Raw genomic sequence first — 15,298 nt, 5'->3', positions numbered from 1 at the left:
GATGTACACCCGTATCGCAACAGAGAAAGTTCAGATACTTGACCGCACAGCCGCGGGAAGTAAAGAGTTGTGGGATTTCGAGATCCATGAGCTGGGCGGGGTTGCGGCTACCGATCCGATCGGAATTGAAGGTTCTCCGGTAATGATATCCGGCAGCCGGCAGAACGATATACTGTATCCATTTAACCCAATTCAAATTCAGTTCTCAATAAGAGACGAATTCGGGTTAAGGGAGAAGTTAAAAAACCGCCGGAAGCGAGATTTTAAACTCGTAGTTAAAGACGGTGCATCTACACTCTACGAGCTATTTTTATACCTGCCCTCCCGGTCGTATGAATATTATGAACAGTCTGCTACGGTTGATTTAATTGCAACTACCGGAATAGGCTTTCTGGAAGATGAGATTTATAGTCCACAGGATATTGATGTAGAATTAAAAGATTTTTTAGCGGATATCTTTCAAGCCCTGGGCTTGGAATTTGATATTCATTTCTATTCCGAATGGCGATCTCTTGATAATAAAGAAACATTTCCTCTTGGCTACCGGCTTAATGAAAAGGACTTTGCCCGATTTAAAGAAGGTGATGAACTTCCTTCTTACCTTGAAGTACTTCGAAACTTCTGCGACAAATTTAACCTGCAGCTATATCAGGATGGTACTACCTGGACTTTTATTGAGCGAAGGATTCGAATTAATCCTACGGCAAACATCCCCGGAGTAAAACTCTCAGATGGGGCTGTATTATCCAGGAACTGGAAAACAGCGCTGAATTCCGATCAGGTTTATGAAAAGCCTAAAGCTGATTTTAAAGCCGGTTTAAAAGAGTTTAAATCGACCTTTTTGATTGGCGATGAGATTTTTCTAAATCCGGATCTTCAGGATTCAAAAAAAGCTACAAATGAAATTCCGGGCTGGGAAAAAAAACTCAACCAGGTGTTTGTTACAGAGGATGAATATGGCATTCTTATTAATCTGGCGAAGCAGGCTTCAAATTCTCCAACTCCCTACCTTCGTCAGACTACAGGCCAGGCATTAACTAATACCCCAGGTACAGCTGTTGATACTATCAACCTGTTCTTTGAGGTTAATCTTGAGCTTGATACGTTCCAGGAGACCCGGTCCATCCAATATCTTAATGTTGTATTTCATGCCTTTGACGGAACTACCCATTACCTGAAGGACGATTTAACCTGGACAGATCTCAGTGCAGCACTTCGGTTTTATGACTCCGTGGAAAATGGCTCCCCTTTATTGGTCAATAAAGAGTTGCATTTTAATCCTCCTGAGAATAAGACGGGGTATCTTGAAGTTGAATTTCTCTTTAAGAATTTAACATCAGGGGAAACAGCCTGGGGCAGTACATACATCAATTCATGTGACGTGAGCTTTAACCTCGACTCACCACGTAAGTCCAAGACCACGATTGGTACTACCTCAAATGCTTCGGCCGAGAAAAGAAGTTTAACCTTTGGGGTAGGTAGTATAGATCCTTACGGTCAAAATCATGTATATGAGTATCTTGATCAGGCGGATAACTGGGTAAAGGCTTCTGAGATCTATCATGAACCATTTGCATACTCAGGCCTCAATCCCCAATCTGTAGTAGACCGGTTAGCTATGATGAATGCTGAAGAGATTGAGTATTCATCATTACAAACCAGGAAGCATTACCTGCCCTCTGAACTTAACACCATTGAATTTGACTATAAAGATGGTAGTACGATCAATCTAATTCCTCTGGAGTATAAATGGACGCTCGGTACCGGACAGGTTGATGTTTATGCCGGCCAGGCAATATATGATGACACCGGTATTTTAATAGAAGAGGTTTATGGTGATGAAAATTCTGAAACCGGAGACAGTGTAAGCTCTGCAGGCAGTAGTTCTTCCGGCGGATCTTCGGCCGCAAATATTGGTGCATACCTGGCTGGTATAGAAGCCGTACCGACCGCACCTATTACCGTGCAATCTCCCGCCTTGAACGATGACTTCATCATTGGAATGAAGTTCACCAATAAGCTTCTGCTGAATGGCGCCGGCGAGCTGGATCTTCCACAGCCGATTGCTACCACTAACTCGCCGACCTTTGCAGGAATAACGCTAAATGGCAATGCCAATTTAGGTGGCAACCGAATAACCAATCTTGCCGATCCTGTTAATGATCAAGACGCGGCTACAAGAAAATGGGTTGATGATAACAGAATCACTGATCACGGGCAGTTAGCAGGTTTAAGTGATGATGACCACAGCCAATATGTCCATACAAGTCTTGCTCGGAACATTACAGCTCAGCATAATTTTAGTAATGGCCTTACAGCAGGCAACCTCTCCATAACCGGCTCGGGCATTAGCAACGCTTCGGGTGGGGTGGCTATTGAGAGCTTTGCTTTTAACGGGTTGACGTTGAGTTCGGGGAGTGTGGGTAATAACATTGCCATTCAGGATGTAGCTGACCCGGTGAATGCTTACGATGCCGCGAATAAAAACTACGTAGACAGCAACATTATAACCGACCACGGCCAGCTTAGCGGTCTGGGTGATGACGACCACCAGATTTACATGCATGTGAATGTGGCGCGAACGGTGAACGCTGTTCATAACTTTGCAAGCGGGTTTAATGTGGGCGGGGCTTCTTTTGTGGATGGAAGCAGGAATGTAAGTGCTGCGAACATAAACCTCACAGGAGCTATCCAATCAGGCTCTATCACAAGTGGCTTTGGTGATATTGACATTGGAAGTAATAGTTTAAGTGCTGGTGCAATTACAGGCTCATCTTTCACCGATGCAGGTCTAACAAATGGTGGTATTGTATATGCAGATGCAAACGGCACCCTTGTTAATTCAGGTAATGCTACGGTGGATGGGAGTGGAGATGCAGATTTTAATAGGGTGGGGGTAAATAGAAGCGATTATTATTATGAGATTAGTTTTTTAAATGGAATCAGGCAAACTAAAGCATTATCATTTAATCACAGAAATAGTTCTGATCCTGATTTCTTTTACGGGCTAACAGTAGCTAATCCAACTGGAATTGGTGGTGAGGAGGGTCTTGGGCTGTGGGGTGGAACAGAAACTGATTATCCAAATATAGACGGCTCAACAGGAACTGTTTATCCTCACATTTTTATTGTTAGAGATAGTGGGAATGTAGGCATAGGCGTTAACGGTATTGCAGGCGAAAAGTTGGAAGTCAATGGTTCTATTAATATTTCACAAAATTACAAAATCTCAGGCACCACCGTAATAGACTCCTCTCGTAACTTCTTTGGCGTTAATGCAGACTTTTCAGGCACGTTAGTAGTAGATGATGTGGCTACCTTCAATAACAACGTAATACTTGCCAATCAAGCCACAACCACCTCACACCCTGTACGAGCAGACCGAACCCTACAATTCACTACTGATGATGCCTTATCTTTTGACACGGAAACGCCTGTAAACCTAACCTCTGACCGAGCTTTTGCGCTTTCGATTGCTGACCACGGCAACGGTCAAAGGGGAGTTATAACGACATCAGCGCAGAGCATTTACGGGGCTAAGACGTTTGATTCGTTGCTTACCGTGTCGGATGATATATACCCTGAAGTGAATTATACATCTAACCTTGGATCGGTTAATAAGAAGTTTTTGACAGGTCACATCGCCGAACTGTATGTTGAGCTTATGACCGTGTCCGAACGCAGGGTAACGCAAGGCGGTCGCTTCAATGTCGGGCTTGGGAATATTCTTGATCAGGCGATTAGCACATCCGACACCACTATTACGGTTCGTTACAATAACCTGAACAACGGAGATGTGATTCACCTTGAGAAAGAGCTTCAGGTTGAGTTTATGCGGGTGAATTCGGTTGCTACTGATAACGGAGACGGCACTTATACCTATGATGTGATTCGTAACCTTGATGGCTCGGGCGCTAATGCATGGGCAGAGGGCGACGGGATCTTCAATACAGGCACTACGGGCAATGGATTCATTGACATGTATGCCATTAATTCCCTTAAGACGGGCGTATCTACATCAGGGCCGACTACCGCCTATATGGAGCGAACAGGAACAGGTTATAATGATATTGATGTTCGTGCGGTAACGGGCAACATGAAGGGGTGGTACAACTACACAACCGACACCTACGGTGCGGGATTTGGAGATGAGAATAGCGACCACCTTACTATTGATGCTACAAACGGCATCCGATTTTTGGACAGCACAGGCACGGTAAAGGCTCAGTTTACATCAGGCAGCCTAAGCATTATAAGCGGAAGCGGCATCGGGAATTTCAGTGATGCAGGGGCGCTGGCAACCTCGGATAGTGTAGATTGGGAAAGCAATGTTGACAACATTCCTGTTCGATTTGCGGATACCCCGAGCGGTTCAGGCTTGTTTGCATCGGCTACGCACTTTGGGTACTACTCAGGAAGCACATGGACTTCTTATATTCAGAATGACGGTTCAGGAGCTTTGGCAAGTGGGAATATAGCATGGGATGCTGCAGGAAATGTAACTTTTGCGCCTTCTGTAACAATCGGCTATCAACAGGTTAATGACACTCCTGATTCACTTTCAGATATAAATTCAACGGAAGGAGCTAAACTTGCAGGCATTGAATCGAACGCTACTGTAGGGGCAACATGGGGCACAAATCTATCGAACATCCCTACAAACCTTGCGGCACTTGGGGATGTTCCGACCTACATAGAAAGCTCACAAATTACCCAAACAACTATACAAAGCCCCACTATTGCAGGTAATCAAGGAGCCTTTTCGGGTTATCTGGCAGTGAACGCTTCTTCACCTATGACCATAGGGAAAGATGTAGGCGGGACGGGGCTGCACGGCATATACTACTCAGGCAACGGAGATCATTGGTACGACAACGGAGCCTTTCAATTCGGAAGCGCTACAGGCATCACCTACACAGGCTCAGGAAACATCAAGATTCAGTCAGGCGTAGACATTGACGGGGCGAACTTAAGTGTTAATTCCCTTCCGAGGGTGAGTGATCAAAATCTTGTGGCTCGCTATCATTTTGAAAATGCTGATGGATTTGACTCGCTTAACAATTACCCATTAACAGGATCAAACCTAACCCTTAATGATGGAATTGCAGGAAATTGTGGCTATTGGGACGGCGACTATTACAGTGGGTCGTTTACTGATCTTAGCGGTGAAGATGAAGTTACCTTTGCAGTGAGCTTCCGGTTTGTGGGGCTTGGCGGTGGAACATCAGGTGAGCGTTATATATATGACACATCCTTTGGGCAATTTGCACTTTTAATTGATGCCGGGAGTGCCCCTTATACACTCAGGGCTGAATACAATGACAACAGCGTGGTTCGGTCTACAACCGAAAGCATTAGTATGGACACGTGGTACACGGTCGTAGTTCGTTATAGCAAAGTAAACGGGACGATTACACTTGACCTTTCCGATGGAAATAGCGCCTCTTACAGCAAAGGAAGTGGGTTCACTTCTACGGGTTCCACATCTTTCTTATACATGGGAGCTAAAAGAGGCGGTACAGACAACTACTTCAGAGGTGACATTGATGAATTTCATATTTGGAGCCGCAGGCTTGATGATAATGAAGTTAAAAGTGTACTTACAACACCGTCAGTTAATGCAGGAGGGGTAATCTCAGCCAATACCGTTGTGGCTACGGAAGGCTTCTTTGGAGATCTGTTCGCAACAAACGCAACGGTTACGGATGGATCGCTTACGCTCAATGGAGCAAACTTCACCAACATGGCCGATACCTTCTACCTCAACGATTCTTACCTTGCATTAGGCGTTTCGGCAGCTTCTCAATCGCTAACAGCGGCAGAGTCTACAGGATTCTACACAAACACAAGCGGTCATTTCCGAGCAGGCACGATGGATGCAGGCGGCAACCTCTCGGCAGGATTCCTTTGGGATGGGACGAATGCGGAGATCCAAAGCAGCGTCTTCAACTTCCAGGCCGGCAGTGATTTTTGGAGGACGGCAGATAACGCCGGCTCGCTCGGCTCCGGAATCTTCACCTGGAATAATAGTGCTGTGACTGCTGCGGGGTGGGCCTTCACGGGTGGAGCTATTCGGAAGGAAACAGGCTCAGGAGCTATCGAGAATAATAGTAGTGGCAATATGAGCTTCCGGCTCCGTAAGAAGATAAGCTCCAGTTTATATACTACCGTAAATGTTGAGAATAAAGATGCCTTTGCCACAACAAGCTCAGAATTATTTAATGATGATGTATTTAGCTCTTTAGAGCTTGAGACATCATCTGAAAACTCAACAAGCTGCGAATTTACTGATAATTCATTATTCCCGGATTCATTTCCGGCCAATGATAATCGTCAGCATCAATTGATTATCAAATTTGATGTAGCTAACGGATCCGATCCATCTCCGGATCCAAATGCTACCTGGATACCCTATATAAGAATAGAGATAGACAACGGTTCGGGATGGGAAGGATATGCCTATACTCCGGCTTCCACCGTTGCTGATAATGGTGCAGATGTCATACTTCCCCGCCGTGAGATTGCACTTGAGGGTGGATGGCAGCAAGGTTATTCAATAAACGTGCCTGTAAGCTCATCAACGGTAGGTATTAGGATAGTAACCTTTAGGGGTGGCCGGCAGTTCTTGGACTCAAACGAATATTATCAGGGCGAGACGAAAGTAACCTTAATTGAAAGCCTGCCAATGACGGAGTTGATTCATGGTGGCTTTCAAATCATGCGTTCACAATTTAGTTATTTCCGAGTTGGGCAAGATGGACTGAAGGTTCAATCTATGTTGAGTGAATTTGACAATTCCACAATTCAGCTTCGTGACACAGTCCTAAGATTAATTGGAGAATCTAATATCAATTTTGATAGCCTTCCTTCCAGTCCAACTTATGTTCAGAATGGAGAGCTTTACACTCAAACAGCAACCGAACTCGGGGGATCCGGAACGGAGAAGGTGTTATGCGTGAAGTAAAGTTACCATCAAGAATAGAAGATTTTACAGTCACTGAATTGAATCGGCTCGAAGATAAGATTAGGTCAGTACTGTTGAATTTTTCGGTAGATCCGGCCGAGATTTACTTGGTTGGCTCTATTTGTTTTGGTTTAGAATCTATCCATGATGTCGATTTAGTAGTTCCGGCCACTGAAGAATTTTCCCAATCAGATCTGGCTCAGATGAGTCGCTTACTTTGCGCTGAATTTGGTTTGTCATTTGATATAAAATTCATTGCTGACTGGGTTCCATCCTGGCAGCGCTCCGATCTCGGATTCCTTGTACCATATTATGACCTTATTAACCGCCGGCTTCACAATAAAGAGCCTGGCGATACTATACCTTTTAATTTTAATCTAACAACCCAGGGGCAACCGATGTTGATCACTTATGATCGGGCAAAATGTGTCCGTATTAAAGATCACTTAAAACCCCTTTTAATTTATATTAAACCCACCTAATCATGACAAAGAAAAAAGAAGAAACCCAAAAGATAGTAGTAAATAATGATGATAAATCACTTACTGCAAATGATATCTTGAAATACAACCAGCACTTAAACGCAGTTGGCCACTTGAAGCCAACTAATGCTAAGACGGCTAAATTTGTGCATGGCGTAGATCGAAACTTAAGTAAGCTATCTGCTATTAAGCGAGCAATTGAGAAGGCTCAGCATGATCCTGATGAGGAATATTTAGAGTATCAGAATAAGCGCTATCAGCTTGCCCAGGAATGTGGAGCCCAGGAACGGAGGTTGCAAAACGGCACTTCAGAGATCGTAAATATTGAGGATAAAGTTCGTTTTGGCCGGGAGCTTCGAAAGCTCAATGAAAAGTACAAGAAGGCTATTGCCGCTCAGGAGAAGATCGATCGGCTCAACAAGGAAATACTTCAGCGTGTTATCGATGAATCGATCGACTGGTACATGGTAGACTATAAGACCATTCCAGCCGAGGTAACAGCAAAGCAACGTGCCAATCTCAGCTTTATGCTCAATGCTCCGAAAGACGCCGACTTTGAAGAGATGGATTTCGTAGCTTCTAAGGAGAGAGAGTAACCTTCGGGTTACCCTCTTTTTCTTACTAAATCGTTTAGTAAATTATTCTCAAACCAAATAACTCAAATTCTCAAACCATTTCGCGAGTTATACATAATCTCCGCGTATTCTAAGACTATATCAAGAGATTCCCGTCATTTCATGTTCATAGATTTTCACATACGGGGTTCCTCGTTTTATCACGGCAAATGCCCGGTAGATTAATTTACACACCACCGCATTCTTTACACTTCGGGGATGTTTGCCTTCAGCGCATTTGCGCCGGAAATAGGCCCCGATTTCGGGATCGTACTGGATCGCTGAGTGTACACCATTGAGCAGCAGTGTCTTCATTCGGGCGCATCGCCACCGGCTGACCCGGTCCGGACTCCGGTGATCTCCGGACTGATGCGGAAACGGTGCGCTACCGGCAAAGCAGGCAAACTCCCGGCTCGTAGAAAATCGGGTAAATCCTTCCTTTCTAACTTTGGAAGACATTCTATTCATTCATGGGCAAGAGATCCAAAAGGCACGGGGAGGCTCAGGTATTCGGGAAAAGCAAAACGTACAAGCGTGCGCTGATGCCCCAAAGCAAGCTTCAATAGTGAATACCTAATGATCTGGAACTAGCTGATTTAGTTCTTAATTTTTTAGAGAAGGGCATCTCGAAAGAAGATCTTGTCAACCTTTTTAGAAAGCATGCAGTAAAAAGGTAAGGTCAGTAAAACAAAACCCCACTCTACAAAAGAGCGGGGTTTTCATGTAAATTCAGGCAGGAAAGCCTGTAAGCCGGATTCTGTCGAGGATGATCATTTATCTATCGCATTCCACCCGATGGCGTCACAACAAGCGGTGTATACCATCTGCATGAACTTGCACCTCGCGAGGTTTTCCGTGCCCCCGCAGTCACCCTTGGGGCGGTGAGCTCTTACCTCACCTTTTCACCCTTACCCCAACGCGGAGCGTTAGAAACTCCAAGGGCCGATTATTCAAATTCCATTTTTGTGCAGAATATTAGGTAATTGGAACTTGCGACTTGGAATTTCCAGCGCTCCGCGCTGTGGCGGTTTGTTTTCTGTTGCACTGTCTGTCATCCCGCCATTCCTAACGGGAAGCCTCCCCTTCGCCGGCTGAACCGAATCGGGGAGCACGATGCCTGTTGGTGTCCGGACTTTCCTTCCAGCACTTAACTTTTATTTTTAGATAACGGTTTGATGGCTCCGGATCCATTAGATCAATGTAAGGTCTCAAACTATAGTACAATCCGGCAATTGAGACCCTTCGCGTAATTCCTTATCGCCTTAGTTCAATTATAAATGCGCTCAGGGTGACAACAAAGGATGAATTCTATCTCGAATACAGTGAAATAGTAAAGCCTCAATAGCCACCATCAGACGAGTTATCCGTCAGATGGTTCATTTGCTCAAAGAAATAAAAGTTAAGTGCTGGACGATCATCCAGCTTTCCTGCCTTTCAAAGATAACGTTCATTTCACTCAAAAAATTAAATCAAATTTCCATCTGCCAAATAGGTCATTCTCGCGCAAGCGGGAATCCAAATATTGCCATAGATTAAACTACAGAACTCATGAAACAATAAGATTTCACGCATTCGCCGCAAAATAACCCAGCTATGATTTTCAGCTGAATCAATTCCCAAAGAATATTATTTATCCCGGTTCATGAATTTTTCTACTCTGTTGATATGCTGCTCATCCACCCAAAGTTCAGAAAATGGGGTGACTTCCGCTTCCAGCACTTCTTTTCGATGAGCCGAATACCGTATCGCACCTTCTTTGATGATCTTGATAAATTTTCGATCGTTTTTGGTGAGTTTCTTTACCCAATTCAACACTTCATCTTCAGGTGAATGTCCGGGGAGAAGGTCTTCAATTAAGCCATGGGCGAGTACGTTATTTGCATCTTGAACTTCCGATTTTCCCAGCCACTCCAGCGCTTTGGTGCGACCCACTTTTTCAACCAAACGGGTGAGGCCGCCCCAGCCTGGGACTAAGTAAAAACGTCCCTGTGTAAAACCAAATTTTGCATCGGGAACCGAAAGACGAAAATCAAAAGCCAGCATCAGCTCAATTCCGCCTCCATAGGCATCACCATTGATGCACGCTATAGTCCAACAGGGCAGGCCTTCGATTCGCAAGAGCAATTTCTGCATACGTTTGGCTTTTGCTACCGCTTCTTCTTTGGATTTTATGGAATGAAATTTCTTGAGATCACCACCTGAGACAAAAGATTCTTTCCCGCTTCCACTTAAAATGAGCACGCGGATGTCTTCCTCATTTTCAACTCTAGAAACCAATTCTTCCAATTTCTCCATCACTTCAAAGTCGATGGCATTGCGGGCTTTGGGCCGATCGATCTTAGCCCATAGGATGTGATCAGAAATTCGTTTTTGGGTAAGTACCATATAATTCTTTTTTCCTAAAATAGGAATTTTCAGACTGCTGAGATAAAGAACGGAAAATTAATTGCATTCCTTTTTAGCCCCGAGGCTTCAAAAAAGCGCTTACAGGCTTGCGGGGACATTTTTTAGGCCTTAAAACATTGATAATTAGTGCTGAATGTGGGATAATTAGCGTATGGAATCGGTACAGATCAAGAAAATCAACCAATCTCTTTCGGCGGCCCATAATGATGTGCGGATCGCACATATCCTGAATAAATATCTGGATGAGGTATTGATTACCACCTCTTTCGGTACCACTTCGGCGCTGCTTATTCACATGATCAGCCGCATTCGTCCCGACCATCCCATTCACTTTATTAATACCGGCTATCTTTTTCCGGAAACGCTGCAATACAAAGATCAGCTGATTGAACGGTATGGCGTAAATATTATCGATCACATTCCGGATGAAGAGAAGCATAGAATCACGAAACAGGACGAACTCTGGAAATCGAATCCCGATTTGTGCTGTCATTACAATAAAGTGGAGCCGTTGGAAAAACTAAAAGCCGATCACAAAGTGTGGATCTCAGGATTGATTGGTTATCAAAACAGCTATCGGAGCGGACTGGAGATCCTACAGCAAAAAGATGATATCTATCGCTATTACCCGCTCATCGACTGGACGCCGGAAATGGTGGATGATTATTTCGAAAGCCTTGGAATTCCCCGCCACCCGCTTGAGCGTTTTGGGTTTGATTCCATTGGCTGCACACATTGTACCCAAAAAGGGGAAGGTCGTGATGGCCGGTGGTCAGGCTCCGGGAAGACGGAGTGCGGGCTGCATTTGTAGAAATGTCAAAGCTTAAAAGGCTGCTTCGAGTTGTCTTCCAGCCAATCGAGGTACTCAATGTTGCCTTCGTCTTCGGTGATAGTGAGGGATACTACCGCCGGTACTTCATAGGAATGCATTTCTTTGATGCGGCGGGTTACTTTTCTGACTCGTGAATAATGCGTTTTTATGATGAGTACGCATTCGTTTTCTTCCTGAACTTCTCCCTTCCATTTATAGATAGAATTCATATCACCAAGAATATTGGCACATGCAGCAAGGTTTTCTTCAACAAGAGCGCGGCCAATTTTATGGGCTTCTTCCTGATTTGAGGTGGTGACGTAAAGCAAGCGAAGGTTTCTATACATAGCGGTTCAAAATTCAGCATTTCACTTTCCAAATTCCAATGCTTTTTGTTGATGTTCTCTTCTTTTTTGAGCCCGAATAGGAGACACTAACTTTCTTACGCAAATTGGTTGAATTCAGAAATTGAAACCTTTATCTTTGTAAGCTCTGAAATTTTGCGAGAGTGGCGGAATTGGTAGACGCGCTAGATTTAGGATCTAGTATCTTAACCGATGTGGGGGTTCGAGTCCCCCCTCTCGTACTCCTTTCCTAAATAAATTGAAATCCTGTTCATTTATTGAATTCACATAATATTAAAGCGGAGAACACGTGGATATTTCTGTAGAAGAACTCACATCTGTTGATAAAGAAGTTACCCTGAAAGCTAAAAGAGAAGATCTTCAAGAGGACTTCGATAAAGCCTATAAAAAATACAAAAATCAAATTCAGCTGCCCGGTTTTCGTCCCGGTAAAGTTCCGATGGGACTTATTAAGAAGAGATTTGGCAAAGAGATCGAGCAAGAGGAGATCAGCAACATTGTTCAAAAGATTTTTGAAAAAGAAGTAGTGCCTGAGTACGAACCGGTTGGCGAAACCGAAATGGTGGATTTCTCCTGGGAGAATGATGAGCTGGAAGTGAAGTTCAAGATCGGTTCCAAGCCTGAAGTAGAAGTCGGCGATCTTTCTAAGATAGAAGTGAACAAAATGGTTCACGATGTAACCGATGAAGAGGTTGAAGAAGAAATTGAGCGCACTCTGGAGCGTCAGGGCAACTGGGAAGATGTAGACGAAGCGGCCACTGAAGAATCTCAGGTTGTGGTAGATGTAGTTTCAAAAACCCACGGAGATGAGGATAAGGATCAAAAAATTGATCTTCGAAAGGAAGAAGCCGAAGAATTTTTAGGCGCTTTGAAGGGTAAAAAACCCGGTGATGTGGTTGAGATGAGTATTCCGCATGGCGATCACGAAGATGAAGTTGAGATCACCCTTAAAAAAGTTCAGAAGTTGCATAAAGCAGAATTGACTGAAGAACTCATAGACCAGCAAAGTAATGGTGAAGCTGAGAATGAAGATCAGTTCCGCAGTTATATTAAGAGCCGCATGCAGGAATATTATGATCAAACATCCGAAGATCTTTTCAAGAATGATGTAGCCGATGCGCTTGTTGAAGCTCATGACTTTGAAGTACCGGAAACTTTTGTCGCTCAAATCCAGGGATCTTATGTAGATCAGCTTAAGCAACAGCAAGGCGGAGACCTGCCGGATCATTTTGATGCCGAGCAATACAAGGCCGGAATGAAAGACCGTGCTGTTCGTGAAGCCAAGTGGTCGTTCATCAGTCAAAAACTTCAGGATACATTTGAAGATATCGAAATAAAACCCGAAGATATCGACGAGCATTTAGCGATGCAGGCCGCCCAGTATGGAATGCCGACAGATCAGCTAAAGCAGTATTATGCGCAACAGCCGCAGATGCTGGAACAGCTCCGAAGCAGCATTCGCGAGAACAAAGTATTCAACATCCTGCAAGAAAAAGTGAAGATCAAAGAACTTGGTAAGGAAGAGTATCGCGAGCAGCAGGAAGAACAATCCAAGAAGAATAAATAATTATCCAGCGAGGAAGTCATGATTACCAATCAACCTCTTTTTGAAGATCCGAATTTAGATTCCATCAATAAAATTCAAAATAACCTGGTTCCTATGGTTGTGGAAACAACCAGCCGGGGAGAACGCGCTTATGATATTTATTCGCGTTTGCTGAAAGACCGTATCGTGATCTTGGGAACACCGGTCAATGATGCCGTTGCAAGTTCAATCATGGCTCAGTTGCTTTTCCTGGAAAGTGAAGATCCCGAGAAAGATATCCAGTTTTACATCAACAGCCCCGGTGGCGTGGTTTCTGCAGGTTTAGCCATTTATGATACCATGCAGCACATTAAATGCGATGTTGCCACAACCTGCATGGGGATGGCGGCGAGTATGGGTGCTGTGCTTTTGACTGCCGGAACTGCCGGCAAGAGAAGTTGCCTTCCACATTCACGCGTGATGATTCACCAGCCTTTAGGCGGTACACAAGGTCAAGCCAGTGATATTGAGATCGAGGCAAGGGAAATTATTCGGGTCAAGAAAGAATTGAGTCAAATTCTTGCCGATCATAGTGGAAAATCAATTGATGAGGTGATCGAAGACTCGGACCGTAACAAATGGATGACGGCTGACGAAGCTAAAGACTACGGTTTGGTGGACAATGTTTTAAGCAAGCCCGGCAAGAATTCCAAATAATCGGCATTTTCATTAAATTTAGCTTGTTATGAGCGACAAAGAGAAAAACAGCGATATTGTACACTGTTCATTTTGCAGCCGTTCCAGCCTGGAAGTGAACAGCATGGTTGCCGGCCCCGGCGTTTATATTTGTGATCGGTGTGTGGAAGATGCATCAAGCATCATTCAAAGTGATTTAGCTTCTTTAGCCCGCAGGCGGGAAAAAAGCTTCAAGCCTATGCTGAAGCCGGTCGAGATCAAGAATAAACTCGACGAATATGTGATCGGTCAGGAGCAAGCCAAGAAAACCTTGTCTGTAGCGGTTTACAATCACTACAAGCGAATTTCTGCTGAGAATGCTGATCTTGATGACACGCAGATCGAAAAATCCAACATCATGCTGCTGGGCCCAACGGGGAGCGGAAAAACATTACTTGCCAGAACGCTCGCCAAGATCATTGATGTGCCATTCACTATTGCCGATGCAACCGTGCTTACTGAAGCCGGTTATGTGGGGGAAGATGTAGAGAGTATTCTCAGCAACCTTCTGCAAGCGGCCGATTATGATGTAGAGCGGGCCAAGCGCGGTATCGTTTACATTGATGAAGTAGATAAAGTGGCTCGCAAAAGTGATAATCCTTCTATCACCCGTGATGTAAGCGGAGAGGGAGTTCAGCAGGCATTACTGAAAATTTTGGAAGGAACCGTGGCTAATATTCCCCCAAAGGGCGGCCGCAAACATCCTGAACAAAGCTTCATTCAGCTGGACACAGCAAACATTCTGTTTATTTGTGGCGGTGCGTTTTCAGGGTTGGAAGCGATTATATCACGCCGGCTTTCAACAAGTGTGATGGGCTTCCACAATCAGGACCAGGTAAAATATGATAAAGAAGATCCTGAAATTTTTGTACATGTAGAACCGGAAGATCTCCAACACTTTGGTTTGATTCCCGAACTGATCGGTCGTTTGCCGGTTATTTGCGGATTGCACGAGCTCTCGGATGATGCCATGCTGGATATCCTTCAAACCCCAAAAAATGCGTTGGTAAAACAATATACCAAGCTGTTTGGGATGGAAGATGTTGAGCTGGAGATCGAGGAAGAAGCACTTAAGGCGATCGTTCAAAAAGCGAAGACCCGGAAAACGGGAGCGCGGGGATTGCGCTCGATCATGGAGGCAGCGATGCTGGATATCATGTTCACACTCCCTTCTATGAAGAATATTTCTAAATGTGTGATCACTAAGGAGACCATAGAAAAACAAGCTCCGCCGGTGTATGAGAAACAAAAGGCATCAGCCTGATAAGACAAAGAGAATAGCCTCCTGTTCAAAAAATACAGGAGGCTTTTTTGTAGCCCTTCCTTTTAATTTTACCTTAAAAGGATTACCCTTATCCCCATGAAACTATTTGTTCCTTCGAATAGGATAAAACTT

10 protein-coding genes, 1 tRNA gene and 1 other RNA gene are annotated in these 15,298 nt (G+C 44.4%); 8 read left to right on the top strand and 4 right to left on the bottom strand.

Features of this window, described 5'->3' with window-relative positions; translation table 11 throughout:
• Nucleotide 1: 1 nt before the first annotated feature.
• From B151_RS0111250 to B151_RS0111240, 3 genes are read left to right on the top strand one after another with little or no spacing between them, the layout of a single operon-like run.
• Nucleotides 2-6,964 (top strand): beta strand repeat-containing protein, encoded by a 6,963-nt coding sequence (locus B151_RS0111250; protein WP_020403733.1) that lies wholly within the window; start codon nucleotides 2-4, stop codon nucleotides 6,962-6,964.
• On the top strand, nucleotides 6,952-7,446 hold the full coding sequence (locus tag B151_RS0111245; protein ID WP_020403732.1) for a hypothetical protein: 495 nt from the start codon (nucleotides 6,952-6,954) through the stop codon (nucleotides 7,444-7,446). Before B151_RS0111250 ends, B151_RS0111245 begins: the two co-directional genes overlap by 13 nt.
• A gap of 2 nt (nucleotides 7,447-7,448) precedes the next feature.
• The gene (locus tag B151_RS0111240) at nucleotides 7,449-8,042 is read left to right on the top strand and encodes a hypothetical protein (RefSeq protein WP_020403731.1); all 594 of its coding nucleotides are present in this window, start codon (nucleotides 7,449-7,451) and stop codon (nucleotides 8,040-8,042) included.
• A gap of 120 nt (nucleotides 8,043-8,162) precedes the next feature.
• Here B151_RS0111240 and B151_RS0111235 read toward each other — a convergent pair whose 3' ends face one another.
• The 3 genes from B151_RS0111235 to B151_RS0111225 form a co-directional block, all read right to left on the bottom strand.
• Complete coding sequence (locus tag B151_RS0111235) at nucleotides 8,163-8,519, bottom strand: transposase (protein ID WP_020403730.1); 357 nt, start codon at nucleotides 8,517-8,519, stop codon at nucleotides 8,163-8,165.
• Between the two features lie 271 nt (nucleotides 8,520-8,790).
• Nucleotides 8,791-9,253: RNase P RNA component class A (gene rnpB / locus B151_RS19920), an RNA gene on the bottom strand.
• 433 nt (nucleotides 9,254-9,686) lie between these two features.
• Nucleotides 9,687-10,445, bottom strand: coding sequence for an enoyl-CoA hydratase/isomerase family protein (locus tag B151_RS0111225; RefSeq protein WP_020403729.1), 759 nt, complete (start codon nucleotides 10,443-10,445; stop codon nucleotides 9,687-9,689).
• Between the two features lie 172 nt (nucleotides 10,446-10,617).
• On the opposite strand from B151_RS0111225, the gene B151_RS0111220 reads away from it, so the two are divergent.
• The gene (locus tag B151_RS0111220; protein WP_020403728.1) at nucleotides 10,618-11,277 is read left to right on the top strand and encodes a phosphoadenylyl-sulfate reductase; all 660 of its coding nucleotides are present in this window, start codon (nucleotides 10,618-10,620) and stop codon (nucleotides 11,275-11,277) included.
• A 5-nt stretch (nucleotides 11,278-11,282) separates the two neighbouring features.
• Here the strand turns inward: B151_RS0111220 and cutA are convergent, their stop codons facing one another.
• Nucleotides 11,283-11,624 carry a divalent-cation tolerance protein CutA gene (gene cutA / locus B151_RS0111215; RefSeq protein ID WP_026166630.1) on the bottom strand — a complete coding sequence of 114 codons (342 nt, stop codon included), beginning with the start codon at nucleotides 11,622-11,624 and terminating at the stop codon, nucleotides 11,283-11,285.
• 155 nt (nucleotides 11,625-11,779) lie between these two features.
• Between cutA and B151_RS0111210 the strand changes: the two genes are divergently transcribed.
• The 4 genes from B151_RS0111210 to clpX all read left to right on the top strand — a co-directional run bounded on the left by B151_RS0111210 (nucleotide 11,780) and on the right by clpX (nucleotide 15,166).
• Nucleotides 11,780-11,863: transfer RNA gene (locus B151_RS0111210), tRNA-Leu, on the top strand.
• A 68-nt stretch (nucleotides 11,864-11,931) separates the two neighbouring features.
• Nucleotides 11,932-13,209: a trigger factor gene (gene tig, locus B151_RS0111205; protein ID WP_020403726.1), complete on the top strand. Its 1,278-nt coding sequence runs from the start codon at nucleotides 11,932-11,934 to the stop codon at nucleotides 13,207-13,209.
• Nucleotides 13,210-13,227: 18 nt separating this feature from the next.
• The gene (gene clpP / locus B151_RS0111200) at nucleotides 13,228-13,884 is read left to right on the top strand and encodes an ATP-dependent Clp endopeptidase proteolytic subunit ClpP (RefSeq protein ID WP_020403725.1); all 657 of its coding nucleotides are present in this window, start codon (nucleotides 13,228-13,230) and stop codon (nucleotides 13,882-13,884) included.
• Between the two features lie 28 nt (nucleotides 13,885-13,912).
• Nucleotides 13,913-15,166 (top strand): ATP-dependent Clp protease ATP-binding subunit ClpX, encoded by a 1,254-nt coding sequence (clpX, locus tag B151_RS0111195; protein ID WP_020403724.1) that lies wholly within the window; start codon nucleotides 13,913-13,915, stop codon nucleotides 15,164-15,166.
• Nucleotides 15,167-15,298 lie beyond the last annotated feature (132 nt).

This window comes from Gracilimonas tropica DSM 19535 (assembly GCF_000375425.1).
In the GTDB taxonomy this organism is placed as follows: Bacteria; Bacteroidota; Rhodothermia; order Balneolales; family Balneolaceae; genus Gracilimonas; species Gracilimonas tropica.
The sequence above is the reverse complement of the archived record's forward strand: the minus strand, read 5'-3'. Positions and strand labels throughout refer to the sequence as shown.